Raw genomic sequence first — 23741 nt, 5'->3', positions numbered from 1 at the left:
CCGACCCACAGAACCGCCCCCTCACGTCGAAGGCGAGACGACGCTCATGCCACCCAGCTCTTCCGCGATCCGCAGGACCGTCGAGGCATACCTCGGCCGCCGCCCTGACGAGCGTGACGCCCTGGCCGGGCTGCTCACAGCTCTGGACGGCCCTGTCGACGTGACCGCCCGCACGACGCTGCCTGGCACAGGGCGCGGCCGCGCCCAGGCTGGTGGCCGCCGATGCGGGGCTGCCGGCCGTGGTGCTCAACCGCGGTGGGGGGGCCGGTCCCTGCACGGTGCCGTCCACCCGCCCGAGCAGCAGCGCCGGATCTTCCACCGCATCGGGCGGCTCGCAGCTGCCATCCGCCACAGCTCCCCACCCCGTCAGGCCGCCGCCGGCACCGTGCCTCTGGGCAAGCTGGGGCGGCACCTGGGCGGAGCCCGGCCCCATCTCGCTCCCGGGGACGAGGAGTTCGTCCGCGCCACAGCCGACAGGGCCGCCGACCTGCCCGTCCGGGAGGCGGTGCCCACGCACGGCGACTTCCAGCTCCGCAATCTGCGATGGGACGCAGCCGCCGACGCCCTGCCCGTGATCGATTTCGAGAGGTCGGAGGAAGGGCCGGCGGTACGGGACTTCGTGCGGCTGTCCGATGCCTGGCACGGCCGTCCGGACCTTCTGGAGACCGTGATGGACGGCTACGGCCGCCCCTTCACCGCGGAGGAAGAGGCCCAGCTCACGGTCCTCTCCGCCCTGGACGCCGTCTCCGGTGTCTCCTACGGCGCCGCCCACGGCGATCCCGGGCTGGTGGAGCGCGGCCGGCGCACCCCGGCCCGGCTCCGCGCCGCACAACGCCCTGGCCATCACCCCGCTACACGAGGAGCAGCACGGTGACGTACATCGCCCGCGATCGGTGGGAGCAGCACTACAGCGACGGCAAGGGGTTCCGGCGGGTCGGTGAGCGCGAGCGGGATCTGCTCGCCGAGCACGCCCCTGCCCCCGACGGCGGCGGGCGGGCGCTCGACGTGGGCTGCGGGACCGGGGAGATGTCCGTCTGTCTCGCCGCCCTCGGATACACCGTGGACGCCGTCGACTTCGCCGCCAGTGCGATCGCCCGGGCCCGCGCGGAGCACGCCGACGTCGAGGGCGTGCGCTGGCTGCGGCTGGACATCGAGCGCGATGACCCGGCCCCGCTGCACGAGAAGGGGTACGACCTGGTCGTGCTGCGGCTGATGTACCCGTTCGTGCAGGACCGTGGTCGCGTCATCCACGGGCTGGGTGAGCGGCTGCGGGACGGCGGCGCTCTCGTCGTCATCACGCCGGTTGCGGAGCACACGCCTGCGGAGCGGCGCGGCATCGCCCTGGACGAGGACGAGATCGCCCTGGTCGCCGCCGGATGGGAGACGGCGGAGCGGCTGGACGCGGACGGTCTGGCCTTCCTGGTCCTGCGCGGGCCCTGCCACACCGGCACCCGGGCCGTCGAGAAGAGGCCGACCACCGGGCACGCCCTGACCGGAGCCCTCGCCGTCGTCACCGACGAAGCCGGGCGGGTCCTGCTCGGCCGGTCCCGGCACGGCATGCTCGAGCTGCCTGGTGGCAAGATCACCGCAGCGGAGGAGTTCGCCGCGGCGGCGGTGCGCGAACTCGCCGAGGAGACTGGCCTGGTCGCCGATCCGGCGGATGCGCACGTGGTGACGGTGCTGGCCGACGACCGTCACGGCATTGCGCGGCTCACGGCGGTCGTCCGTATCACCGCGTGGACGGGAACCCCGGACAACCGGGAACCGGAACTGTTCGACCGCTGGGAGTTTTTCGACCCGCACGCTCTTGCCTGCGTCGGCGCCGTGTTCGTCCCGGCCGCGCAGGCGCTGGATGCCGTGTGGCCCGGAGTCATTCCCGACCTGCCGCCCGTGGTCTCCTACCCCATCGCCGTCGAGCAGCCGATGGTGCCGGGTGAGCCGGCCGAGGCGGTCCGGTTGCGTCAGGCGATGGCCGAGACGGTGATCGACGGCGGCTGGGCCCCGTCCGAGCCGGTCCGCGACGCGCTGCGGACCGTGCCGCGCCACCGCTTCGCCCCGGAAGCGAACCTCTCGGCCGCGTACGACGGCGGCGACCGGGCCGTGGTCACCCGGCGCGACGAGACCGGAGCGGCGATCAGCTCGGTGTCCTCGGCGTGGCTCCAGGCCGACATGATCGAGAACCTGTGCCTGAAGCCGGGTGCGATCGTGCTCGAGGCGGGATCGGGCGGCTACAACGCCGAGCTGATCGCCCACGTCGCCGGACCCGACGGGCGCGTGGTCACCGTCGACATCGACCCGTGGGTCGTGCGCCGCACCCGCCGGTTCACCACGGAGGCCGGCAGCGGACGCGTCGCCGTCGTGGAAGCCGACGCGGCCCTCGGCGCACCCGCTCACCTCGTGCCCCGCGGCGGCTTCGACGGCAGCGTGATCACCTACAGCTGCTGGGACATCGCCCCGGCCTGGCGGGAGCAGCTGGCCGAGGGCGGACGTCTCGTCCTTCCGCTGGAGATCGGCGGCTACACCCGGGCGATCGCCTTCGAGCGGCGCGGCCAGGTGCTGCACGCCCGCCACTTCACCTACTGCGGCTTCGTCCGCGACCGGGGGCAGCAGGCCCGCACCACCCCGGTCGTCTCCCTTCTCGACGGCGGCCTGACGCTCCGCTTCGACGACGGTGCCGCCGCCCCGACGGCAGGCCTGGAGGAGGCGTTGCGCGGGCCGCGGCACGAGGTCGCCACCGGTGTGGTCATGGGGGCGGGCGTCTTCTTCGGCTCCCTCCAGCTGTACGCGGCGACCACCCTGCCCGCCTTCTGCCGGCTGGCCGCCCACCAGGACCCGAAGGAGGGTGTGACCGGCATCGCGAAGGACCGTGACGCACCCGCGGTCGTCGGCGACGCTTCGCTCGCCTGCTTGATCCACGTCCAGACCCAGGACGGCGAACGCCCGGAGGACAAGGAGTGGGAGTGGGTCGTCCACGCCTTCGGGAAGCAGGGCCCACAGCTCGCCGAGCAGCTGGCGGGCACGGTCCGGTCCTGGGACCGCCACGTGCGCGCCGACGACAACGGCGAACACGCCGACCCCGCCCTGACGGTCCACCCGGCCGGCACGCCCGACGATCTGCTGCCCGCCGGGGACGTCCTGGACAAGGAGCACTGCCGCCTGGTGTTCCGGTGGCCGGGGCGTGACGCGCTGCTGCCCCGCTCGGTTGAGCGCCCCGGGGCCGGCGTCGTGACGGAGGGGGCGTGACGGTGGAACCGGCACTACGCGAGACGGTGTTCACCGCGTCTAAGGAACACGACGACACGGAACGGATGCGGCGCGCGCACGCAACCCCGGCTCAGCGCCCGGCGGTGCCGTACGCCTCGTCGACGCGCGCCCTTGGACGAGGGCGTCGGCCGCCCGGCCGGCCCTCGGTGCGAGTTCGCCGGAGCGGCGGCTTCGGCGAGATTCGCCGGGGTGCGGTACCGGTGGCTCTGCCGGGCACGGTGGGTCCGCCCGACGCTCTCCGACCGGCTGCCCGGGGACGGTGGCCAGCCGTGCCGTCTTCCGAGCGCGCCCGCGCAGTCGGCGAGGGCTGTCGAACGGCGCACCGTTGGAACTCTGTCAGGACTGGGCGGGACTTGTGGTGGCCCGGCAGCAAGTCCGTCGGGCCACCTTCCGGTCAGTGGGCGCCGGTGCGCTTTTCGAGTCGGGTGCCGTGGCGAAGGGTGATCGACATCAGGTCGCTGGGGGCGTTCAGCTCCAGGCGGTGCCAGCGGCCGCGGGGGACGATCACGGCGGTGCCTGCCCGCAACTGCACCATGTCCTCGGCGCCGCCGGGCGTGGTGGGGCGGAAGTGGAGGCGGACGCCGCCGGTCAGGCAGCACACCGCCTCTTCGGCCTCCGGGTGCATCTCCCAGTGGTCGGCGTGGACGTCGGCGTCGGTCTCCACGTGGAACGTCGCGATCTGCCAGGCGCCGGAGTCGCTGCTCGTCATCTGCCGTTCGGCGGGCCGGACCTCGCCGTCGGGGCGGAGTCGCAGCGCGCAGGCGAACAGGTCGATGGGGGTCGTCGTCATGACGGCGTTCCTTCCAGTCGGTTCCTCGCGGGGGCGGCGGGTCGCGGGTCAGGAGCGGCGGCCGGGCGCCGGGGCAGCACGCCGATCGCCACGACTGCCGCGACCACGAAGAGGCCGGCGGTGACGGCCAGCCCCAGGGCGTAGCCGTTGTTGAGCGCGGCGGGGTCGGTGGCCGTGCCGGTGCGGTGTGCGGCGATGGTGGCCAGGGCGGCCAGACCGACGCAGCCGCCCAGTTGGCGGGAGCTGTTGAACAGCCCGGAGGCCATGCCGGCCTCGCGGCAGGCGACCCCGGTGGTCGCGGCGGCGGCGACCGGGGCCAGGACCAGTCCGACACCGACGCCGGAGATGAGGCAGGGGCCGAGCACGTCGGTGAAGAAGCCGCCGCCGGGGCTGATGAAGGCGAACCAGGCCAGGCCCACCGCAGCCAGTACAGCGCCGGGCAGCAGAGCAGCCCGGGGGGTGCGTGCCGCGGTGACGCGGGTCGCGATGACGGTGCCCGCGACCAGACTCACGGAGAACGGCAGGAACGCGGCGCCGGTCGCCGCGGCGCCCATGCCCAGGACCTGTTGCATGTACAGGGACACGAGGTAGAACGCCGCGAACTGCCCGGCCGCGGCAAGGAACACCAGCACGTTGGCGCCGGCCACCCAGCGGCTGCGCAGCAGGCCGAGGCGCAGCAGCGGCGCGGGGGCCCTGGACTCGGCGAGGACGAAGGCGGTCAGGAGCGCGGCCGCGGCGGCGAGCGTCGCCACGGTGCCCGGGGACCCCCATCCCCGGATGTCGGTGCGGACCACGCCGAACACCAGCAGCCCGACTCCGCCGGTCGCCAGGACGGCGCCGAGTACGTCCAGCCTCCCGCGCCGGCCGGGCCGTGCCGCGGCGGGCACGCCCGCCGGAACCAGCGCTAGTGCCGCCGCCACGATGGGCAGGTTGACCAGCATCACCCAGCGCCACCCCGCGTACTCGGCCAACAGACCGCCTGCCAGTACCCCCAGCGCTCCCCCTGCGGCGTTCACCGCGCTCCACACCCCGAGTGCCCGGACCCGCCGAGGGCCCTCGGGGAAGGCGGTGGTGAGCATCCCCAGTGCGGCCGGGGCGGCCGCTGCGGCACCCAGCCCCTGGCCGGCCCGGGCGGCGATCAGGTGCCAGGGCGTCCGGGCCAGCCCGCCCGCCAGCGAGCACAGCCCGAAGACGGCCAGGCCCACCACGAACAGTCGACGGTGACCGTACAGGTCACAAGCGCGGCCCCCCAGTAACAGGAGTCCGCCGAAGGTGAGCGCGTAGACGTGCACGATCCACGACAGGTCGAGCGGCGCGAATCCCAACGCGGTGCGGATCGCGGGCAACGCGACGTTGACCACCGACATGTCCAGCGCGAAGACGAACTGGGCGACGGCTGCTGCCGCCAGCACCGACCGGGGTCGCCCCCATAAGTTTTTATACATGTAAGGAAAGTAGCCTGACGGATCGTCGATGTCGATACCTGGGGGATGATGACGGGCATGCCGCAACCGTCCGCACCGCGCAGAAAAGCCCTCGGGCGACCTCCCCGGATCTCGCGCGAGGAGGTCATCGGGACAGCCCGCCGGATCGTGACCGAGGAAGGCGTGGACCGGCTGACCATGCGGCGGCTGGCCGCGGCGATCGGCAGTACGCCGATGGCGCTCTACCACCACGTCCGCAACAAGGAAGAACTGCTCGTCCTGCTGCTGGACGACTACGCCGCGCGGGCGCTGCGCCGGCCTGAACTGCCCGACCACCCTCGCGAGCGGGTCGTCGTCGCCGCCGCCGCGATCCACGAGGCGCTCGCCGCCTGTCCCTGGATCGTCGAGGTGCTGACCGCCGACGACCTGATGTCCACCTCCGCGCTCTGGTTCGTCGAGCAGATCATCGACGGCCTGGTCGTGTGCGGACTGCCCCCCGAGCGGGCCGTGCACGGTTATCGCGCGATCTGGTACTACACCGCCGGAGAGATCGTGGTCCGGGCCGCGGCGGCCCGGCGGCGGGCAGCCGATGACCGGGCGACCTACCGGGAACAGGTCTTCGGCGATCTCGACCCCGATGAGCTGCCCCGATTGGCGCAGGTCGCGGACCGCTGGGTGCCGCTCACCGGTGAGGACACCTACCTGGAAGGACTCCGAGCTCTGGTGGATGGCCTCCTCGCCAACCGCTAGCCGCTGCGGCTCATGACGTCGGTGGCCCAGGCCGACGCCGGAACGAAGGTGCTTCGGCGGGCATCGGTCGGGTAGCGTGCGGGCCGTGTCGAGTCCTGAGTCGGACAGGGTGGGGGCTTTCGGTCACGCCGTCAGCCCCCTGAGCCACTGAGTCCACAGTCCTGCCGTCCCGTCGCGTTCCGCGGCCGGGCGGGTGCGCCCTCGGATGCTGACCGCGGTGACGAGATGACCCTCTCGTGCTTCTCCTCACCCCGGAGCCACTCGATGCCTTTCCCGCTGTACCTGCTGGCCCTGGCGGTCTTCGCCATGGGCACCTCGGAATTCATGCTCGCCGGCCTCCTGCCGGACATCGCCTCGGACCTCGACGTCACCGTCGGGACGGCAGCCACGCTCACCTCGGCCTTCGCGATCGGTATGACCGTCGGTGCCCCGCTCATGGCAGCACTTGCCCGCAACTGGCCGGCACGCTCCAGCCTCTTCGGATTCGTCCTCACCTTCCTGGCGGCCCACGCCGTGGGCGCCGCCACCTCGCACTTCTGGGTGCTGTTCACGTCCCGGGTGATCGCAGCGCTCGCGAACGCCGGGTTCCTCGCGGTCGCTCTGACCACCGCCGCCACACTGGTGCCCGCGGACAGGACGGGACGCGCGCTCGCCCTGCTGCTGTCAGGCACCACGGTGGCCACGGTCGCCGGAGTCCCCGGGGGATCGGTGCTCGGCGCCATGCTGGGCTGGCGGGCCGCGTTCTGGGCCGTCGCCACGCTCTGCCTGCCCGCAGCCATCGGCGTCCTCACCGGACTCCCAGCGCGCCGCGGACACACGGACGCGACCGGCGCACCGGCCTTGCGAGCGGAGCTCGCGCAGCTCAGAAGGGTGCGGTTGCTCTCGGTCATGCTGCTCGGCGCGCTGGTGAACGCGGCAACCTTCGCCGGCTTCACCTTCCTCGCCCCCGTCGTGACCGGCACCGCCGGGCTGGGGGAGCTGTGGATCTCCGTCGTGCTGGTGCTCTTCGGTGCCGGCTCCTTCGTCGGCGTCACCGTCGCCGGACGGCTGTCCGACCAGCGCCCCGGCCCGGTCCTCGCGGTCGGCGGTCCGCTGGTGCTCGTCGGCTGGCCCGCCCTGGCCGTGCTGGCCGACCGGCCGGCCGCTCTGCTCGCCCTCGTGTTCGTCCAGGGTGCGCTGTCCTTCGCGCTGGGCAGCACCTTGATCACCCGGATCCTCCACGAGGCGGCAGGAGCTCCCACCATGGCCGGCTCCTACGCGACCGGGGCACTCAGCACCGGCGCCGCCGCCGGACCGCTCATCGCCGCGACCACCCTCAGCACCACAGCCGGGGACCTCGGGCCGCTCTGGGTGAGCGGACTCCTCGTCGCGGTCGCGCTGCTCGTCGCCTTCCCCCTCCGCACCGTGATCGCGGCCGGCCCGAGCAGCGAGGTGCTCCGGTGACGGGCGCGAACGCCCCCTTGCGCATCGAGGGCCGCCGAAGGCCCGTCCAGCGCCGCCGCACCCGCGCGCTCCGACTCGCGGGCCGGGGCGTGCAGGCCGGCGAACGCGCCGTGGACCGGGGCCGGCGCGTTCGGGCGTCAACCACCGCCGGTCCCTCGAACCCGACGAGTCCGCCGACCGGCGCCCGCCGGGACGCACCGTGACCCGCCGCCCGGGCCACATCGTCCACCTGGACACGAAGAAGGCCGGACGCATCGCCGACGGCGGCGGATGGCACGCCCATGGCCGCGACTCCGAACGGGCCGGTTCCACCCAGCGGGCGGAGAACGCCGGCGCCGGTGGCGGGTCCGGTCGCCGAGCACGGCGCCGAGGGCCCGCAGTTCCAGCGGAGGCCGGCCCTCATCGGCGCCGTGGCGAGGACTTCGCCCACGCCGTACCGGGGTGCCGAGTGACGGTTCTTGGATCCGGGTGGCGGGCCCGGGCCGGGCCGGTTGGTTCCGGGCCGGTTGGTTCACGTGCGGCGGACGCCACGACTTTGTTCGCCGCGCGTCTTGTCGAGGTACCGAAAGCCATGTCAGGCTTACTGACATTCCGGGCCCGCCGAAGGGGCCGGGAGCACGTCCGGCGCACCACCCCCTGCCCGCCGCCGCACCACCCCCTGCCGCCGCCGTACCGACACCGCCACGCCACCACGCCGCCACACCGCCACCCACCGTCGCGTCGCTCGCGACGGTCGTCTGCCCGGGTTCGGCATCAGCCTCACCGCCCGCAGGCGGCCGCCCCCACCGGGAGCCGGCCGTTGCGCCTTTCGGCCGCCGTGCCGCCCTGGTCCGGTCGCTTCGGCGGTCCGCGACTGCGGGCGACGGCGGCGCGGCCTCGAGAAACACCCGCACACCCAAGGAATCAACGATGATCCCGTCCGACGACACGTCCTCCTCCGCCCTCGAGCCACCCTGCTCCGAACCCGCGTCCCGCACCGGCGCCACCCACGTGGATTCCGGGCACCGGGCAGGGCCGACGTCCACCGCGCTGACCAGTGGCTTGATCGGAGGCGTCATCGGCGCGGTCATGAGCGCACTGGCCAACTACATCGTCGTCGGAATGCCCGACGGCCCGGCGGCCAACGCAGCCCATCACGCCGTCTCCGGGCTGATCAGCGGCTTCCTCGCCGGGTTCCTCGGCCTCCTGGCGTACCAGCGCAGAACGAGCCCGCACGACAGCGGCGGCGCCGCCAACGTCCTTCGTCCCGGCGGGCAGCCCCTCACGGCGCCGCCAGAAGCCCCCACCCGTTGAAGCAGTGATCTCCGCGACCGGCAGAGTCGCCCCCCCCCTTCGGCCGGGGATTCCCGCCGTGCCCGACGGCAGCCCGCCCGCCTGCTCCCTGCCCCTTCTCTCGTCACCACGACCGTGACGCCCCCACCATGGCCGCGGCAGCCGGCCGTGAACCCCCACGGCCCGCGACCGACCGCACCCGCCCCCGCATCGTCCCCGCCGTCGACGACGGCCGTACGGAAAGAGCAGCCGACATGTGTACTGACCCGTCCCTCCGCTCCGCACCGCCCGGACCGTCACCCGACGGCACGGAGGCGGGAGCCGATGCGTCACCGGTGTCCCGGCGCCGGGTCGTACAGACGGGACTGGTCGTGGCCGGCGGGCTGACGGCGTCTGGCCTGTGGTCGGCGTCGCCCGCCGCGGCGGACACGGCGGCAGCCGCTGACTCCGGCGCCGACCGGATCGTCATGCTGGGCGTCGACGGCGGGCCCGTCGTCAACGTCGGACACGCGAAACCCGCCCTGGCCCTGGTCGCCGGCGGCAGCGTCTACCTCGTGGACTGCGGACTCGACACGGCCCGCCAACTGGTCGCATCGGGCCTGGGATTCGCGCACCTCGAGAACGTGTTCCTCACCCACCACCACGTCGACCACACGTCCGGCCTCCCCGACCTGGTCCTGCACGGCTGGACCTACGCGCGCAGCGCCCTCGGCGGACTCACCCTCTGGGGGCCGCCGGGCGTCAAGCAGAAGCTCACCGGACTCACGACCACGTTCGGTCAGGACGTGCGGCTCTACGAAGCCGCCGGCGGCTTCGCCGACTATCCCAGCCTGCGTGCGCACGAGGTGAAGGTGCCGGGCTCCTCGGCGATCGTCCGGGTCATGGAGGACGACAACGTCGTAGTGGACGCGACCCGCGTCTTCCACGGCCCTGAGGTGAAGGACGCCTACGCCTACCGCTTCACCGTCAAGGCGAGCGGCAAGGTGGTCGTCTTCTCCGGTGACACCGCCGCCCCCGACGCCAACCTCATCCGGCTCGCGCACGACTGCGACGTCCTCGTGCACGAGGTGATGGACAGTTCGCTCATCGACCGGATCACCGCCTCGCTCCCGGAAGCCCAGGCGGAGGACCTGCGCACCCACATGCTCCAGGCGCACTCCGATGTATCGGACCTCCCGCAGGTGGCGAAAGCCGCGGGCGCGCGACGGCTCGTCCTCTGCCACTACACGCCGCTTCCGCAGGCCCCTGCCGTGTTCTCCGCGAAAGCGCGGACGGCTGCCGACGCGATCGGCTACCGGGGTTCGATCATCGCCCCGTCGGATCTGGACGTCATCACCCTCTGACCGCCGACGTGAGTGCTCGTCACATCCCGGCCGCGCACCTCTGCGGCGACGACGAGCGACCAGGCGTGCTGATCCCGAGCGTTGTCGGCGCTCACGGGTCTTGATCACGGCGAGGACCTCCGGTGTGGTGGGGCTGTCCAGGACTGCACCGCACCGGAGGTCTTCGTGCGACCGGCAGCCGCCTGCCGTGAACGGTCAGCCGGGCATCACGGTGGGATCGCCGAGGGCGAGCCGGCCTCGCCGACCGTTCCAGCGGCCCAGGCGGTGGCGCACCCCCGCGAGGGTCGCGAGGGTCCGGAACCTCGGCCGGCCGCCCCAGCAGGCCGGGGGCCTCGGCCCTGCTCGTCCCGCGGACGCCGACCTGCACGCCCTGCTCATCCCGCGGACGCCGACGGGCAGTCCGTCGCCACCCAACCCTGGCGGAAGCCGCTCCGCACCAGCCGCACGCGAAGCGGCCCGCTCGATCACGCACCCTGCACCGCACGAGACCGATTACCTGGAGATCCCAAGTACTGCCGCCAGCGGGCCGGTTGCGGGTTCTGGCGCCGATCGCGACGCGGACTGGCTGGACGGCCTCAACCGTGCCATCGAGGCGGCGGTGCAGACCGACGGACGGATTCGCCCGGCTGGCGGAAATCTGCGATGCGGTGCACACGGCAACCGGTAGCGACCCCGTGGTGATCGATTCGGCCGACCTCGTCACGGCCCCGGCGGCCACGGTGCGCGCGTACTGCGACGCGGTCGGCCTGCCCTTCGTGCCGGAAGCCGTCACCTGGAACCCCCGGATGCCGCCGGATGCCGCCGGATTGGCAACGCACCAGCCGCTGGCACGAACACACCGGCCGTACCACGGGTTTCACCGATCTGGCCACGCGCTACGAGCACACGGTCGATAATCACCCCTTGCTCGCCGAATACCTCCGGTTCCACCTCCCGTACTACCAGCGGCTGTACGAGCGCAGGACGACACAGAGAAGTGAGGCGACAGAAACCATGGCAGCGGAAACGATGACCGGATCGAACTCCCTGAAAATCGTCTGTCCGGCGTGCGAAGGCGTCATCCAGCACGAAGACGACCTCGTGGTCAACGAAATCATCGAATGCGGCGAGTGCCGCAGCGAACTGGAAGTGGTCGGCGTCGAACCGCTGCTCGTGGCCCTCGCTCCGGAAGTGGAGGAGGACTGGGGCGAGTAGCAGCGCCGTCGCCACACGTCCCGACCACCGAGGAGCCGCCTTGCCCGAGAGAACGGCTGGGCCCGCCAGCGATGTGCAGCACGCAGAGAGCCCATATGCGACAGTCCTGCGCCGGCGCGGCGCGAAGACATTCGTCGCCACGGGTGTGCTGTACCGGTTCGACATGTCGATGACCCCGCTGGGGATCATCCTGATGGTGAACGGATACGGCGGCTCCCTGGTCGACGCGACGGTACTGACCGGCGCCTTCTTCCTCGCCGGGGCGATATGCGCGCCCCGGATATCCGGCACGGCCGACCGCCGTGGACAGCACGGCGTGCTGCTCGTCCTGGGAACCGCGTACTTGTGCGTCGCCCTGGGCCTGATCGCGACGGTGATGTCCGACGCCCCCCTGTGGGCATCCGTCTGCTTCAGTCTGCTGGCGGGCGCCACCAACCCCATGGTGTCGGCGATGGTCCGCGCACGCTGGTCGGCGCTCCACCACGGCAGTCCCCTGCTGCGGACCGCCTTCGCCATGGAGTCGATGATCGACGCCGTCGTCATCGCGATGGGCGCACCGCTGGCGACGTTCCTGGCGGCTTTCCTGTTCCCGGCGGCGACCTTGCTGATCGCGGCGCTGACGGCGACGGCGAGTGCCTGGCTGCTGGCGGTGCAACGAGGGACCGAACCGGCCGTGTCGGCAGCGGAAGCCGGCAGAACCCGCGGCAGCGGCTTCCTCCCGCCGAACATCTGGGCCGTCCTGCTGCTGCTCCTGTTCGTAGGTGTGCACCTGGGGTCCTTCGACGTGGCCACGGTCGCTGTGGCGCTCGATGCCGGGCAGCAGCAGTGGGCTGGGTGGACGCTCGCCGCATACGCCATCGGTTCGACCGTCGGCGGCGGGGTGATCGGCTCCCTCAAGGAGACGTACACGGCGGAGCGCCTGCTCGACGTCTCCCTCGCCGTGCTCTCCGTCACGGTGGTGCCCCTGCTGTTCGCCGAGGTCCCGGCGCTGCGGCTCGTCTTCGGTCTCACCGCCGGACTGGCGGTCGCGCCGACGATCATCCTGGCCATGACGCTCGTGGAGAAACGGAGTTCGCCGGGACTCCTCACCACGTCCCTCGGCTGGGCCAGCTCCGCGTTGATCACCGGGAACGCCGCCGGACAGGTCCTCGCCGGTCACGCGGCGGACTGGCAGAACGGTCACGCGGGCTACGCCGTGACGCTGGCCGGAGGAGTGCTGGGCCTCGGCACCGCGCTGTCGCAGCTGAGACCCCGCGCGGGCCGCGACCGCCGAGCCGAGGCGGTGCCGTGCAACCCCGAGGACGCGACATGAAGGGCCGGCTCCATGCCAGTGCACGGTGATCTCTCGATCGTCTTCCACGGCCACCGCGACGGGGAGGCACAGCTCACCTGGGGGCAACGCTTCATCTGGGACATCATCATGCGCCTGGCGCCCCGGGACGAGCACCTGAACCTCGACGTCGTCGTCCCGGTCCCGGACGGCGTGGACATCGAGGAAGTCCGCGAGGCACTGGCCCGGCTCATCGAGACCCATGAGTCCATGCGGACGCGGTACGCGGTGGCGAGCGACGGGAGCCCGCGTCAGATCCTGGTGAGATCCGGAACGCTGCCGGTGGAGCTACGGGAAGCGGCCGGCGAGCCGGACCCCTCGTCCGCCGCGCCGGCCGGGCCCCCGGTGCGCGCCCTGACAGGGCACCGCTTCGGTTTCACCCGTGAACCGCCCGTACGCGTCGGAGTCGTGACCCGGGAGGGCGCTCCGGCCCACGTCGTCATGGCGATGTCCCACATGGCGATCACCGTCGGCACGGCCGGCTGATCCGTCCGCGCCCCGGGGCGACCGACCCACCGCGGCGGCAGTGCTCTGCGGCCGTTTCTCACGGAAGGGCAAGGATGGTCCGGGGCGCCTACGTCGCCTACACGTCAGGCTCGACCGGACGCCCCAAGGGGTGCGTCATCACCCACGACAACGTGCTGGCCTTTCTGAGCGACACGCTGCCCCTCTTCGACCTGTCCGGCAGCGACCGCTGGAGCGTCGTCCACTCCCTGAGCTTCGACGCCTCCATCTGGGAGCTCGGGGGCGCCCTGGCGACGGGAGCGACCGCCTGTCTGGTGCCGTCGGACGTGATCGCCGACCCGGTGGAATTCGTCGAGCTGGTCACGTCGGCGGAGGTGACGGTGGTGTCCCTGGTCACCTCCTACTTCAAGTTCGTCCTGGACGCCTGCAAGAAGTCGCGGACCCTGCGGCTGCTTCCCGCGGTCATGTGCCCTGACAAGTACCTGCTCCTGCCGGGCCTCCCCTACAACGACTCGGGCAAGCTGGACCGCTTCGGCGTGCAGCGGTCCGCTCAGGCAGCACTGACCGGTGCCGCGCGGTCATGGCCGGTGCGCACGTCCGCCGGCGGATGAGTCGCCGTTCGGCACTTTTCGTCGACGAGCCCGTCGAAGGCCGTCAGGGCCGGTCGGGTGCGCGGTAGGGCAGCGTCTGGCTGTAGACGACGCTCGTGGTCGTGCTGCCGAAGCCGGCCAGTTCGTCCACGAGCGTCTCCAGACGCTCCATGGAGGATGCGGCCACCTTCAGCGTGTAGCAGTCGTCGCCGGTGGTGCGCAGGCACTCCAGGATCTCCCGCCGCTCGGCGAGCAGCCGACGCAGCGGCTGGTGGCGGTTGCCGGGGTACTTGAGGCGGACGACGGCGAGCACGGGATAACCGATCTTGGCCAGGTCGACCGCGGCGTGGTAGCCGGTGATGACTCCCGACGACTCCAGATTCCGGACCCGTTCCGTGGTGGCCGACGAGCTGAGGTTCACGCGCCGCCCCAACTCGCTGAGGGAGAGGCGAGCCTCCCGTTGCAGCTGCTCGATGATCGCCCAGTCGATGTCGTCAAGATTCACGGCCACATCGCGACTCTACCGGCAGAACCACGGAGGGTGGCCGTCATCGCCGGGAAGATGCGGTTCCGCATCTGCTGATCACCGGGATAGCTTCGACCCATGCGACTCGGCGTAGACGTACCGGACTTGGGGCCCGGAACCGCCGAGCCACCAGCGGCGGGTGCCGGCAGGGCAGGACGAGCACCGCCGTGCCCGGCCGCAACCTCGTGGTGAGGCCGGCCGGCCAGGACACCCCCTCCCCCTGATGCGGTCGGTCCTGGCGCACCACTCGCTGCCGGCGTTCGCGCCCCGGATCGCCCTGCGGGTGACCGGCACACCGGTCGACGACCGCGAGCGGACCGCCGGTGTCGGCACCATCGAGCAGATCCTCGACGATGTCGACCAGCTCCGTCTGCCCGGCACGGACACCGTCGTACTCGACCCCTGCCACGGAGATCCGGAGGAGACCCGTCGGCCCCACGCGGCCCGGCAGGCGCTCGCCGCCGTGGCCACACACCGGAGGACCCCATCGTGATCACCATGGCCGACGAAACCCTCCTGCGGCGCGCCATCGGCATCGCCGCCCGCGCGGTCGCCTCCGGGGACGCACCGTACGGCTCCCTGCTGGCCGACCCGGACGGCGCGATCCTCGCCGAAGCCCACAACACGGTACGGCGCGACGACGACATCGCCGCCCATCCGGAACTGAAGCTCGCCCGCTGGGCGGCCCGCGAACTCGACCCGGCCGCGGCCGCCCGCACCACCCTGTACACCAGCTGCCAGCCCTGCACCATGTGCGCCGGCGGCATCGTCCGCTCCGGCATCGGCCGGGTCGTCTACGCGCTCTCCACCGCACAACTCGTGGAACTCAACCCGCCGTCGGGCGACTGGCCGACGGTGCCGCAGGACGGTCCGGCCCTGTTCGAGGAGGCGCGCGCCCCCATCGACGCCTACTACCGGCCGAACCGATGACGCTGACCTCGGTGTGTCGAGGCACGGGCCGGTGGTGGCCATGCAGTTGCCGGACGGTTCGCTCGGCAGGTGCTACGCGTACGGCAGTGGCGGGGCGCCCGTCACGGGGCACGGAGTTCAGGGTGCCTCGCGGTTCGTGGACGAATCCTGCTGTGTGGGCGGCTGGTTCGGCACCGTGGCGTCCGTGGGTACGGACGACTTCGGCGCGCCCGGTGATGCGTCCCGCCGCCCGCTGAGCGCCAGGACCGCCATCACCGCCGCGGCCCCCGCCGCCACGCCGAATCCGCCGTGCGCGCCGCTCGCGTCCACCACCCGCCCCGCGACCGCCGCGGCGCCCGCCAGGCCTGCCGCGCCGGCGGAGTTGCCCCAGGTGAACGCCTGGGTGAGGACAGCGCGCGGGACCGCCGACTCCATGAGGACGGAGGAGAGGATCAGCAGGACCGGCACGACGAGTCCGGCCACGGCAAGGGTGACGCCGACCGCGAGGGGCGCGTCGAGGAGAGTCAGCGGGAGGCTCGCGAGGGTGAGGCAGGCGGCAGCTGCGGCCTGGCGTCGCCGGGGTGAGCCGCCGTGGCGCCATACTCCATAGGCCCACCCGCTCACAAGACCGGTGCAGTTGAAGGCGAGATGGAGCAGCGCTGCCGCGTCCGGCGTGCCGCGGCCGACGGCGTACGCGGTGACGGACACCTGCATCGCGCCGAAGAACACCCCGAGCGCGAGACCGAGCGCGACCTGCCGCAGAAACGCGGAGCGGAGCAGGGCGCGTCCGGCGTGCCGGCGCTCGGCGTGGCCGGTGAGGGGCGGCATGGTGCGGCGCTGGGCGGCGAGGGCGAGCCCGCCGCCGACGACGAGCACGGCGGCGAGCAGCACCCCGGCGCCCGGGCGGCCCGCCGCGCCGAGAACGCTCACCAGGGCCGGGCCGACCAGGTAGGACACGCCGTTGGTGAGGGCCTCCAGGGCGAAGGCGGTGGGCAGCGCGGCGGCCTGGTCGCCGGAGAGCAGGGCGGACCAGCGAGCGGCGGACAGGGCGCTGAGCTGGGGCAGCGTCGCCCCGACGAGCGCTCCGGCGACGAGGTCCGGAACGGCGCCGGCGAGCAGCAGCGCCACGGCCCCGGCATGTGCGCCCAGCGCGCAGGCAAGGACCCACGCCTGCCCGAACCGGTCGGCAAGGCGCCCGATTTGGGGCCCGGCGACGGCGTCCGCGACGGCGAATCCGCCGGTGACGAGTCCCGCGGCGGCATACGACCCGGTGCGTGCGTGCACCAGCCAGACGATACCGATCCCCGTCATGGCGATGCCCAGCCGCCCGACGGCGGAGGGCAGGAAGAAGGCCGCCGCACCCGAAGTGCGCAGCAGAGTACGGTAGTTCGCCGAAGCCGAAGGCACGACGCATCCCTTTCGCCGCCCGGCGGGACGCGGCCACACGGGGTCGTCGGCGTCCGGATGTGCCGACCCGTGGCTGCGCCTGAAAGCCGTCCAGTGGTGACGTGGAGCGGGGACGCGCACCCCACGCCGGCTCCGTCACCGGGCAGATGTCATGCGGTGGTTGATGACCTCCTGGAGCCTAGAGGAACGGCGCGCGGAAACGAACGGGGGAGGGCCGATCGACTCGACGGTCCAGGAACCCGGTCCGCCGCTGCCTGGCCCGACCCGCCGGCATCGCCTCGCCTGCGCGGCGGCGGCCGGCGGATGCCGGGGTGCTCAGGGGGCGGCGATGTCCAGGGACTTGGACTTGAACTTGCCTGCGATCAGGGCGTTCATCGCGCGTTTGCCGACCGGGTTGCCGGTCACCTTCTGAACGTGCCGTCACCGTTGCCGAGCGCCACGCCGACACCGCCGGCTGGGGCGACGGAGGCGGTGGCGATGTCCAAGTCGCCGTCGTCGTCGAAGTCGGTGAGGACCAGGCCGTGCGGCCTGGTCACGGTCGCCGCCTCGATCTCGACGTCGAACGAGCCGGTACCGTCGCCCGTGACCGGAGGAGCGTGACGTGGTCATGGCCCTGTGGCAGCGGGCTGGCTCCGACCGGGCGCCGGTGCGGACAGTCCGGTCGGGTCGGCTCCCGGCATGCCGTCGCCGGGGGCCGGTTCGGCGGTCCCGCCGAGGAAGCCGCCCGACTGGTGCTGCCACAGCCTGGCGTAGGCGCCGTCCGCGGCGAGCAGTTCCGCGTGGGTGCCCTGCTCGACGATGCTTCCGCGGTCGAGGACGACGAGACGGTCCATGCCGGCGACGGTGCTCAGCCGGTGGGCGACCACGAGAGCGGTGCGTCCCTCCATCAGCCGCCACAGGGCGTCCTGGACGAGGAGTTCGCTCTCCGAGTCCAGCGCGCTGGTCGCCTCGTCCAGCAGCAGGATCGGCGCGTCACGCAGCAGCGCTCGGGCGAGGGCGACCCGCTGGCGCTGGCCGCCCGAGAGTTTCACTCCCCGCTCCCCCACCAGAGTGGCGAAGCCTTCGGGGAGCTGGTCGGCGAACTCGGTGACATGCGCGGCCTCGGCCGCGGCGTGGATCTCCTCGTCGGTGGCGCCGGGCCGGGCGAAGGCGATGTTGTCCCGCAGGCTGCGGTGGAACATGGCGGGCTCCTGCGGGACGTAGGCGATCAGTGAGCGCAGGTCGGCCTGGCGCAGCCCGCTGATGTCCTGGCCGCCGATCAGGATGCGTCCGCCGTCGATGTCCGCCATCCGCAGCAGCAGCCGGGTGAGCGTGGTCTTGCCGCCGCCCGACCTTCCGATCAGACCGATCCGTGCGCCGCCGGGCACATCCAGGTCGAGGCCCTGGAAGATCGGCTTCGCACCGGCGTGGGCGAACGTGACCGCCTCGAAGCGGACACCGGTGTCCCGCGGCGCGAGCGGTTCGGGCCGGGCCGCGTCGAGCACGGTGGCCGGCTCCAGCAGCAGCTCCGTGAACTGCGCGGCCTCGGTCATCGAGCTCTCCAGGCGCCGGTAGATCTGATTGAACTCGAACATGATCTGGGTGGCGTTGGAGTAGTAGGTGAAGGCGACCACGATTCCCTCCACCCCCAGGCCGGGGCCGCCGAAGGCGACGGCGATCAGCAGGCCCAGCACGTTGGTCAGCACGGACATGGGGGCGACCAGGGTGTCGACGCGCAGGTTGCCGTAGTCCCACGACCTCAGCGTCAGGCGCCGGGAGTCCGCGACGCGGCGGCGGTGCTCCTCGGCCTCCCGCGGCTCGGCCGCGAACGCCCGGATGGTCTCCATGTTCGTGAGGCTGTCGGCGACATGGCCGGAGACCCGGGCGATCGCCGCCTCACGGTCGTTGACGAGCGCCTGACGGCGCCGGATCAGGGGTGTCGTGGCCACCACGGTCAGCGTGATCATCACGAGCAGGCCGGCGACGAGCAGCGGTTCGTAGCGCCACAGCACCACGGCGCCGAACACCAGGGGCACGAGGCTGCCCACGATCCGGTACGTCACCGTGTCGACGAAATCCTCGAAGCGCCTGCCGAAGCTCAGCACCCGTTTGGTCAGGGAGCCGGCGAAGTTGTCGTGGAAGAACGCCGCGTCCCGGGCGAAGAGTTCGTCCATGCCGATGACGTACAGGTGCTCCATACCGAGGGCGTCCACACGGTTCAGGCAGTGCTGCCCGATCCGCCACACGGTCTCGGCGAGCAGCAGCACCACACCGAAGCCCAGCACGTACGGCAGCGCCGAGGCAAGGGTGAGCCCACCGCGGCCGGCGGCCTGCCCCGCCAGCTTGGCGACCAGCAGAGGCGCGACATAACGGGTGCCGATGTTGCCCACGGCCGGCAGCAGCAGCGCGGGGAGGGCCAGCCGTCGCAGTCGGAACAGTTCCCGGCCGTAGCAGCGCAGGGCGAGCACGACCGCGCCCCTGCCCGGCGTCGTCCCAGGTACGTCTTGCTGCCCCATCACACCCCCGGAGGTCGAGACTGGCAAGCTTCCCTTCACCAGCAGCGACCAGTCCAGGCATTTAACTCGGACGGGCGAGAACCGGACATTGCCGCCCGGACGTGCCGCCGGGATCGGGGAGAGGCCGCATCAGACCGTGACCGGCGCCCTGCCGGCGACCGGGCTGCCGATCCGGTCCCCCGGCCGGACGGGAGTTCCTCCAGGTGCACGACGAACGCTTGCGGGTCGTCACCGGGTGCGGGCCGCGCAGGTGACGCCCAGGCCCCGCACCACTGTTCGCCTGGTCCAGCTCGTTCCGGTGACCCGATGGGCAACGCGGCGGTTCACGTCTCGCGCCAGGCCGGTGTCATCTCGCCGGCCGGTCCACGGCTCATGAGGTCGATCACCGCGACGGGATCACCCTGCGGGCGCCCGCGGCCGCCGGCAGTGGGGGCCGTCAGCGGCCAGGGACCGCGGCGACGCCCGCCGGAGGGTCCCCGTGGGCGAGCTTGGCCCGGTAGTACGTCTCGGCCGCGTCAGCGAACGCGTTGACGAAGTAGGCGTTGATCGCGCCGCCGGCCAGCGCTCCGAGGAACGGGACGGTGCCGGTGACCGCCTTGGAGCCGAGCATCATCGAGAACTTCAGCGCCACCTTCTGCGCGATCTTCTGGAGGAAAGGCTTCGACAGCTTCGCCAGCGCCTTGCCCCCGGACTTGCCGACGAGCTTGCCGCCCACCATCGCCGCCCCGCTGTGCGCCCCCTTGGTCATGACCTGGGCCATGACCGCCTGAGCGTAGGTGGGGAACGTCGCGTTGAGCGTGATCAGGCCCGCGGTGCCGGCCGCCCCGGCGGCGGTCAGGCTCAGCGCGTCCGGCTCCAGCGCCCCCGACCACAGGCCGAGGATGACCTCCAGGTCGTCCTCGGCGTCGACGTGGGCGCCCAGTTTGTAGCCGATGCCCCAGCCGCAGACGGCCATCTTCCGTAACAGCACGGCGAAGTCGCCCGCCAGCGCCGCCAGATGGGCCACCGGGACCGCCATCGCGACGGCGCCGGCGGCCGCCGCCTGCGCGGTCTGCGAGGTGCGCCAGCCGCGCAGGGTCGCGTAGTCCGCCGCCGCGGTGCCGGCCGCGCTGCTGTCTCCGCCCACGGTGTTGAAGGCCTTCAGGAACATCTCCGCCGTGATCTCCGCTGCCATGATCCGCCCCTCCCCGACGTCCGTGCCCGCCCGCGGCAGACACCACCGGGTCATGTCCGTGCCCCGCCTGGCGCAAACTCGCCCGTCATTTCCGGACGTCGACCCCCGGCGGACACCGGACCCGGCCCGCTCTCCGTCCGACCGGTGTCCGAGTACGGCGTCGGTCACCCCCCGGGCCCCCAGCCTTGGAGTACGTCACCGGGGACCCGCCCGGGACGGGCCCCTCCGGGGAGGAGAGTCCAGTGATGGACGTAAGTCATCTGTCCCACGCGCTACTTGTCCATCTGACCGATCTCGTACCGTACTTGCAGTTCGTCGCGGCTGCGGGCGGAGCGGTGGCGGCCGTACGCCGCGCCGCCCGGGCCGGCGCCCGCCACCTGCGCCGCCGGCGCGCCGGGTGCCGGAACGGTGCCGGGAACTGAAGCCCCGGCACGGGGCACCGGTCCGGGGGAACGGCGGTGCGGCGACGGCTCCGTTCCTACCATCGACAGGTGACCGACGGCGAGAACGGGCCGGACCCGCACGACGGGTCCGGCGGCGGGCAGGACCCCATCGACTGGTTCAAGGGCCTGTTGCGCGCCCATGTCCGGGAGCAGGGCGGCGGCTCCGTGCGGGAACTGCAGGCGGCCGCCGCCGCGGCGGGCCTGCCGCTGCCCCGGTCCACGATCGGCGACGCCCTGTCCGGGCCGCACGCCCCCGGCCGGGACACCGTACGCAGGCTGGTGACCGTGCTGCACCGGCGCCGCGGACTGCCGGGCGAGCCCGACCTGCGCACCTGGGAGCGGCACTACGAGCACCTCGAAGACCGGCTGTCCGCGGCCCGCACCGGTTCGCGGACGGTCTCGGACGCCCGTGCCTCCGTGCAGGGCCGCACCTGGCCGCGCCGGTTCGGAACACTCCCGGAACCCGCCAAGGCGTTCCTGTCCCGGCCGCCGGTACGGGTGCCACCGGGACCGGGACGGTTCCTGCTCACAGGCGCCGGCGGCGTCGGCAAGACCCAGACGGCCGCCGAGTACGTCCGGGCCCGCCTGGAGGACGGCACGCTGGACCTGGTGGTCTGGGCGACGGCCTCGTCGCGCGAAGCCCTGGTGGCGGAGCTCGCGGCGGCCGCCGAGGAGCTGACCGGCAGCGTCGGGCAGGACGCGGAGAACACCGCCGCCCGGCTGGAGCGCTGGCTGGCGAAGGTACGGCGCACCTGGTGCGTGGTGATCGACGGCCTCGACGCGCCCGAGGACCTCGAAGGGCTGTGGCCGCCGCACTCGCCCGGCGTCACCCTGGTCACCACCCGGCGGCGGGACGCCGCCCTCCAGGCCCGCGGCACCGTCGTCGACCTCTCCCCCTTCGACGCGAGGGAGTCACTGGCCTACCTCACCGCCCGGCTCGGCGCCCAGGCCGGCCCGCCCGCCGACCTCGCCGCCCTCGCCGACGACCTGGGACACCTGCCGCTGGCCCTGGCCCAGGTCGCCGCCTTCCTGCTCGACAACGAGCTGACCGCGGCCGGTTACCGGGAACGGCTGGCCCGGGAGGGCAGCCGGCTCGCGAACCTGGTGCCGCAGGAGGCCGGGACCGTCCCGGACGGCTACTCGCTGCCCCTGTCGGCCGCCTGGTCACTGTCGGTGGAGCGGGCCGACGCGCTGCGCCCCGCCGGGGTCGCCGGGCCGGTCATGCGTGTGCTGAGCCTGCTGGACGGCACCGGCGTGCCCGGGGAACTGCTCGCCACGCCCACCCTGGCCGCGCTCGCCCCGCACGCCCGCGGGGCCGCGGCCCGGGACGAGGTCCACGACGCGCTGCACAACCTGCGCCGGCTCAGCCTGGTCACCCTCGACGGCGCCGCGGAACGGCAGCCGCGGGCCGGCGCGAACCCGGGCGGCCCGGCGGGTCCGCTGGCCGGCACCTCGGTGCGCATCCACACCCTCCCGCAGCGGGCCACCCGGGACCGCCTGGACGTCCACGAGCGGCACACCGCCGTGACGGCCGCCGCCCAGGCACTCGTGGAGGGCTGGCAGCTGCCCGGGCTCCCCGCCCGCCTGGACCGGGCCTTACGGGCGAACGCCCTCGTCCTGGCGGGGCACGCGCAGGAGGACCTGCTCAGCCCCGTCCCCCACCCGGTGCTGTACAGGACGGGCCACAGCCTGGGCGAGTCCGGCCAGGCCACGGCCGCGCTGCGCCACTTCCGCCGGCTGAAGGAGGACGTCACCGCCCGGTTCGCACCCGACGACGAGATCAGCCTGGACACGCGGGGCCACCTCGCCTGGTGGCAGGCCAAGGCCGGCGACCCGGCCGGCGCGGCCCGGTCCTTCGCGTCGTTGTACGAGGACCAGGCCCGGCTCTACCCTCCCGAACACCCCAACCTGCTCCAGACCCGGCAGAGCGCCGCCGTGTGGCGGGGCGCGGCCGGCGACCCGCACGGTGCCGTCGTGGAACTGCGGGCCCTGTACGAGACGCGGATCCGGGTGCTGGGCGCCGGCCACCGCGACACCGTCAGCAACCGCAACCACCTGGCGAACTTCCTCTCCGCGTCCGGGGACCACGAGGGCGCGCTGGTGCTGCACGAGCAAGCGTGGCGGGAGAGCAAGGCACGGCTCGGACCCGGCCACCGGGACGTACTGCGGGCCCGGGCGGCGGCGATGCGGCACCGGGGCGAGCTCGGGGACGTGCCGGCCGTGCTGGGTGCGCTGCGGGACCTGCTGGAGGTCCAGCAGGAGGACGACCCGGACGGGCCGGAGACCTTGGCCACCCGCACGGGCATCGCCGAGTGGACGGGGCGCGGGGGTGATCCGGCGAAGGCGGTGGAGCTGCTGGAACCGCTTCTGGCCGACCGCCTGCGGGTGATGGGCCCCGAACACCCCCATACCCTGTCCACCCGTATGGACCTGGCCCGCTGGCGGACGGCGGCGGGCGACGGGGCGCGGGCGGCGACCGAGCTGACGGCCCTGGTCGCCGACCAGCTGGAGTTCCTGGGCCCGTCCCACCCCGCGGTCCCGGCCACCCGGGCCGCCCTCGCCGAGGCGCTGGAGGCCGGCCCGCCACCGGGCACCTGACGCATTCGCAACCACTGTTCCCCGCCTGCGGCACCCGGGGTGCGCGGCACCGGGTGCTGACCCGCTGTCACCCGGCGCGGCTCCCACACCTGGACCGGGCGACCGGCCGGGCGACACGCCGCTACGAACGCCGACCGGCATCTGGTGTCCGACGGGCACGAGGACGTCAAGAAGCTCGGCCGGCGATCACGTTGATCCGGGCGAGGATCGCGCCGGGACGGTGGATCAGCCCACCGCCGTGCGCCCGGCGCGCCCCCTCAGCCGGTGTGAGGGCTGCGGGCGCCAGGGGCAGGCCCACGCGCCCACGGCCGCGCGGGCGACACC

General features: G+C 73.1%; 20 protein-coding genes and 1 pseudogene. 14 read left to right on the top strand and 7 right to left on the bottom strand.

Going from position 1 to position 23741, the window contains the following annotated elements; all coding sequences use genetic code 11:
- Positions 1-46 precede the first annotated feature (46 nt).
- On the top strand, positions 47-874 hold the full coding sequence (locus ACZ3KJ_RS24735; RefSeq protein WP_467530116.1) for a phosphotransferase: 828 nt from the start codon (positions 47-49) through the stop codon (positions 872-874).
- Positions 871-3243: a methyltransferase, FxLD system gene (gene fxlM / locus ACZ3KJ_RS24730; protein WP_467530114.1), complete on the top strand. Its 2373-nt coding sequence runs from the start codon at positions 871-873 to the stop codon at positions 3241-3243. Before ACZ3KJ_RS24735 ends, fxlM begins: the two co-directional genes overlap by 4 nt.
- 415 nt (positions 3244-3658) lie before the next feature.
- Here fxlM and ACZ3KJ_RS24725 read toward each other — a convergent pair whose 3' ends face one another.
- Complete coding sequence (locus ACZ3KJ_RS24725; RefSeq protein WP_467530112.1) at positions 3659-4054, bottom strand: cupin domain-containing protein; 396 nt, start codon at positions 4052-4054, stop codon at positions 3659-3661.
- Positions 4051-5499: an MFS transporter gene (locus ACZ3KJ_RS24720; protein ID WP_467530110.1), complete on the bottom strand. Its 1449-nt coding sequence runs from the start codon at positions 5497-5499 to the stop codon at positions 4051-4053. The genes ACZ3KJ_RS24725 and ACZ3KJ_RS24720 overlap by 4 nt, the downstream gene beginning before the upstream one ends.
- A gap of 57 nt (positions 5500-5556) precedes the next feature.
- Here ACZ3KJ_RS24720 and ACZ3KJ_RS24715 point away from each other — a divergent pair, with 57 nt between their 5' ends.
- From ACZ3KJ_RS24715 to ACZ3KJ_RS24680, 8 genes are all read left to right on the top strand, one after another.
- Positions 5557-6228: a TetR/AcrR family transcriptional regulator gene (locus ACZ3KJ_RS24715; RefSeq protein WP_467530109.1), complete on the top strand. Its 672-nt coding sequence runs from the start codon at positions 5557-5559 to the stop codon at positions 6226-6228.
- A 264-nt stretch (positions 6229-6492) separates the two neighbouring features.
- Positions 6493-7671 (top strand): Cmx/CmrA family chloramphenicol efflux MFS transporter, encoded by a 1179-nt coding sequence (locus tag ACZ3KJ_RS24710; RefSeq protein WP_467530107.1) that lies wholly within the window; start codon positions 6493-6495, stop codon positions 7669-7671.
- Positions 7672-8580: 909 nt separating this feature from the next.
- Complete coding sequence (locus ACZ3KJ_RS24705) at positions 8581-8964, top strand: hypothetical protein (protein WP_467530105.1); 384 nt, start codon at positions 8581-8583, stop codon at positions 8962-8964.
- A 128-nt stretch (positions 8965-9092) separates the two neighbouring features.
- On the top strand, positions 9093-10286 hold the full coding sequence (locus ACZ3KJ_RS24700) for an MBL fold metallo-hydrolase (RefSeq protein WP_467530103.1): 1194 nt from the start codon (positions 9093-9095) through the stop codon (positions 10284-10286).
- A 795-nt stretch (positions 10287-11081) separates the two neighbouring features.
- Entirely contained in the window at positions 11082-11480 is a 399-nt protein-coding gene (locus tag ACZ3KJ_RS24695) for an alpha-aminoadipate/glutamate carrier protein LysW (RefSeq protein ID WP_467530101.1), read from the top strand.
- Positions 11481-11643: 163 nt separating this feature from the next.
- Entirely contained in the window at positions 11644-12792 is a 1149-nt protein-coding gene (locus ACZ3KJ_RS24690; protein ID WP_467530100.1) for an MFS transporter, read from the top strand.
- 12 nt (positions 12793-12804) lie between these two features.
- Entirely contained in the window at positions 12805-13296 is a 492-nt protein-coding gene (locus tag ACZ3KJ_RS24685; RefSeq protein ID WP_467530099.1) for a condensation domain-containing protein, read from the top strand.
- A gap of 74 nt (positions 13297-13370) precedes the next feature.
- The gene (locus tag ACZ3KJ_RS24680; protein WP_467530097.1) at positions 13371-13886 is read left to right on the top strand and encodes an AMP-binding protein; all 516 of its coding nucleotides are present in this window, start codon (positions 13371-13373) and stop codon (positions 13884-13886) included.
- A gap of 43 nt (positions 13887-13929) precedes the next feature.
- On the opposite strand, the gene ACZ3KJ_RS24675 is transcribed toward ACZ3KJ_RS24680, so the two are convergent.
- A complete protein-coding gene (locus ACZ3KJ_RS24675) occupies positions 13930-14376 on the bottom strand; it encodes an Lrp/AsnC family transcriptional regulator (RefSeq protein WP_467530095.1) in 447 nt (148 codons plus the stop codon).
- A 229-nt stretch (positions 14377-14605) separates the two neighbouring features.
- Between ACZ3KJ_RS24675 and ACZ3KJ_RS24670 the strand changes: the two are divergent.
- Positions 14606-14884 (top strand): annotated as a pseudogene (locus ACZ3KJ_RS24670) (LLM class F420-dependent oxidoreductase); the annotation flags it as partial.
- Positions 14881-15321, top strand: coding sequence for a nucleoside deaminase (locus tag ACZ3KJ_RS24665; RefSeq protein WP_467530093.1), 441 nt, complete (start codon positions 14881-14883; stop codon positions 15319-15321). The pseudogene ACZ3KJ_RS24670 and the gene ACZ3KJ_RS24665, both read left to right, overlap by 4 nt.
- A gap of 117 nt (positions 15322-15438) precedes the next feature.
- On the opposite strand, the gene ACZ3KJ_RS24660 is transcribed toward ACZ3KJ_RS24665, so the two are convergent.
- The 4 genes from ACZ3KJ_RS24660 to ACZ3KJ_RS24645 form a co-directional block, all read right to left on the bottom strand.
- Positions 15439-16707 (bottom strand): MFS transporter, encoded by a 1269-nt coding sequence (locus ACZ3KJ_RS24660; protein WP_467530091.1) that lies wholly within the window; start codon positions 16705-16707, stop codon positions 15439-15441.
- Between the two features lie 401 nt (positions 16708-17108).
- Positions 17109-17243 carry an FG-GAP-like repeat-containing protein gene (locus tag ACZ3KJ_RS24655; RefSeq protein ID WP_467530090.1) on the bottom strand — a complete coding sequence of 45 codons (135 nt, stop codon included), beginning with the start codon at positions 17241-17243 and terminating at the stop codon, positions 17109-17111.
- Between the two features lie 69 nt (positions 17244-17312).
- The gene (locus tag ACZ3KJ_RS24650) at positions 17313-19202 is read right to left on the bottom strand and encodes an ABC transporter ATP-binding protein (protein ID WP_467530089.1); all 1890 of its coding nucleotides are present in this window, start codon (positions 19200-19202) and stop codon (positions 17313-17315) included.
- 436 nt (positions 19203-19638) lie between these two features.
- Positions 19639-20376 (bottom strand): hypothetical protein, encoded by a 738-nt coding sequence (locus ACZ3KJ_RS24645; protein WP_467530087.1) that lies wholly within the window; start codon positions 20374-20376, stop codon positions 19639-19641.
- Between the two features lie 245 nt (positions 20377-20621).
- On the opposite strand from ACZ3KJ_RS24645, the gene ACZ3KJ_RS24640 reads away from it, so the two are divergent.
- Together ACZ3KJ_RS24640 and ACZ3KJ_RS24635 are read left to right on the top strand one after the other, a co-directional pair.
- Entirely contained in the window at positions 20622-20798 is a 177-nt protein-coding gene (locus ACZ3KJ_RS24640) for a hypothetical protein (protein ID WP_467530086.1), read from the top strand.
- 69 nt (positions 20799-20867) lie between these two features.
- Complete coding sequence (locus ACZ3KJ_RS24635) at positions 20868-23417, top strand: tetratricopeptide repeat protein (RefSeq protein WP_467530085.1); 2550 nt, start codon at positions 20868-20870, stop codon at positions 23415-23417.
- Positions 23418-23741 lie beyond the last annotated feature (324 nt).

Source organism: Streptomyces sp. NPDC003248, assembly GCF_055563235.1.
This window is presented reverse-complemented; position numbering and strand designations above follow the sequence as displayed.

Bases quoted from the DNA above. Each gene is read 5' to 3' on its own strand.
- ACZ3KJ_RS24735 (WP_467530116.1), top strand. From the start codon at position 47: ATGCCACCCAGCTCTTCCGCGATCCGCAGGACCGTCGAGGCATACCTC.
- ACZ3KJ_RS24725 (WP_467530112.1), bottom strand. From the start codon at position 4,054: ATGACGACGACCCCCATCGACCTGTTCGCCTGCGCGCTGCGACTCCGC.
- ACZ3KJ_RS24720 (WP_467530110.1), bottom strand. From the start codon at position 5,499: ATGTATAAAAACTTATGGGGGCGACCCCGGTCGGTGCTGGCGGCAGCA.
- ACZ3KJ_RS24715 (WP_467530109.1), top strand. From the start codon at position 5,557: ATGCCGCAACCGTCCGCACCGCGCAGAAAAGCCCTCGGGCGACCTCCC.
- ACZ3KJ_RS24710 (WP_467530107.1), top strand. From the start codon at position 6,493: ATGCCTTTCCCGCTGTACCTGCTGGCCCTGGCGGTCTTCGCCATGGGC.
- ACZ3KJ_RS24705 (WP_467530105.1), top strand. From the start codon at position 8,581: ATGATCCCGTCCGACGACACGTCCTCCTCCGCCCTCGAGCCACCCTGC.
- ACZ3KJ_RS24700 (WP_467530103.1), top strand. From the start codon at position 9,093: ATGGCCGCGGCAGCCGGCCGTGAACCCCCACGGCCCGCGACCGACCGC.
- ACZ3KJ_RS24695 (WP_467530101.1), top strand. From the start codon at position 11,082: ATGCCGCCGGATTGGCAACGCACCAGCCGCTGGCACGAACACACCGGC.
- ACZ3KJ_RS24690 (WP_467530100.1), top strand. From the start codon at position 11,644: ATGTCGATGACCCCGCTGGGGATCATCCTGATGGTGAACGGATACGGC.
- ACZ3KJ_RS24685 (WP_467530099.1), top strand. From the start codon at position 12,805: ATGCCAGTGCACGGTGATCTCTCGATCGTCTTCCACGGCCACCGCGAC.
- ACZ3KJ_RS24680 (WP_467530097.1), top strand. From the start codon at position 13,371: ATGGTCCGGGGCGCCTACGTCGCCTACACGTCAGGCTCGACCGGACGC.
- ACZ3KJ_RS24650 (WP_467530089.1), bottom strand. From the start codon at position 19,202: ATGGGGCAGCAAGACGTACCTGGGACGACGCCGGGCAGGGGCGCGGTC.
- ACZ3KJ_RS24645 (WP_467530087.1), bottom strand. From the start codon at position 20,376: ATGGCAGCGGAGATCACGGCGGAGATGTTCCTGAAGGCCTTCAACACC.
- ACZ3KJ_RS24640 (WP_467530086.1), top strand. From the start codon at position 20,622: ATGGACGTAAGTCATCTGTCCCACGCGCTACTTGTCCATCTGACCGAT.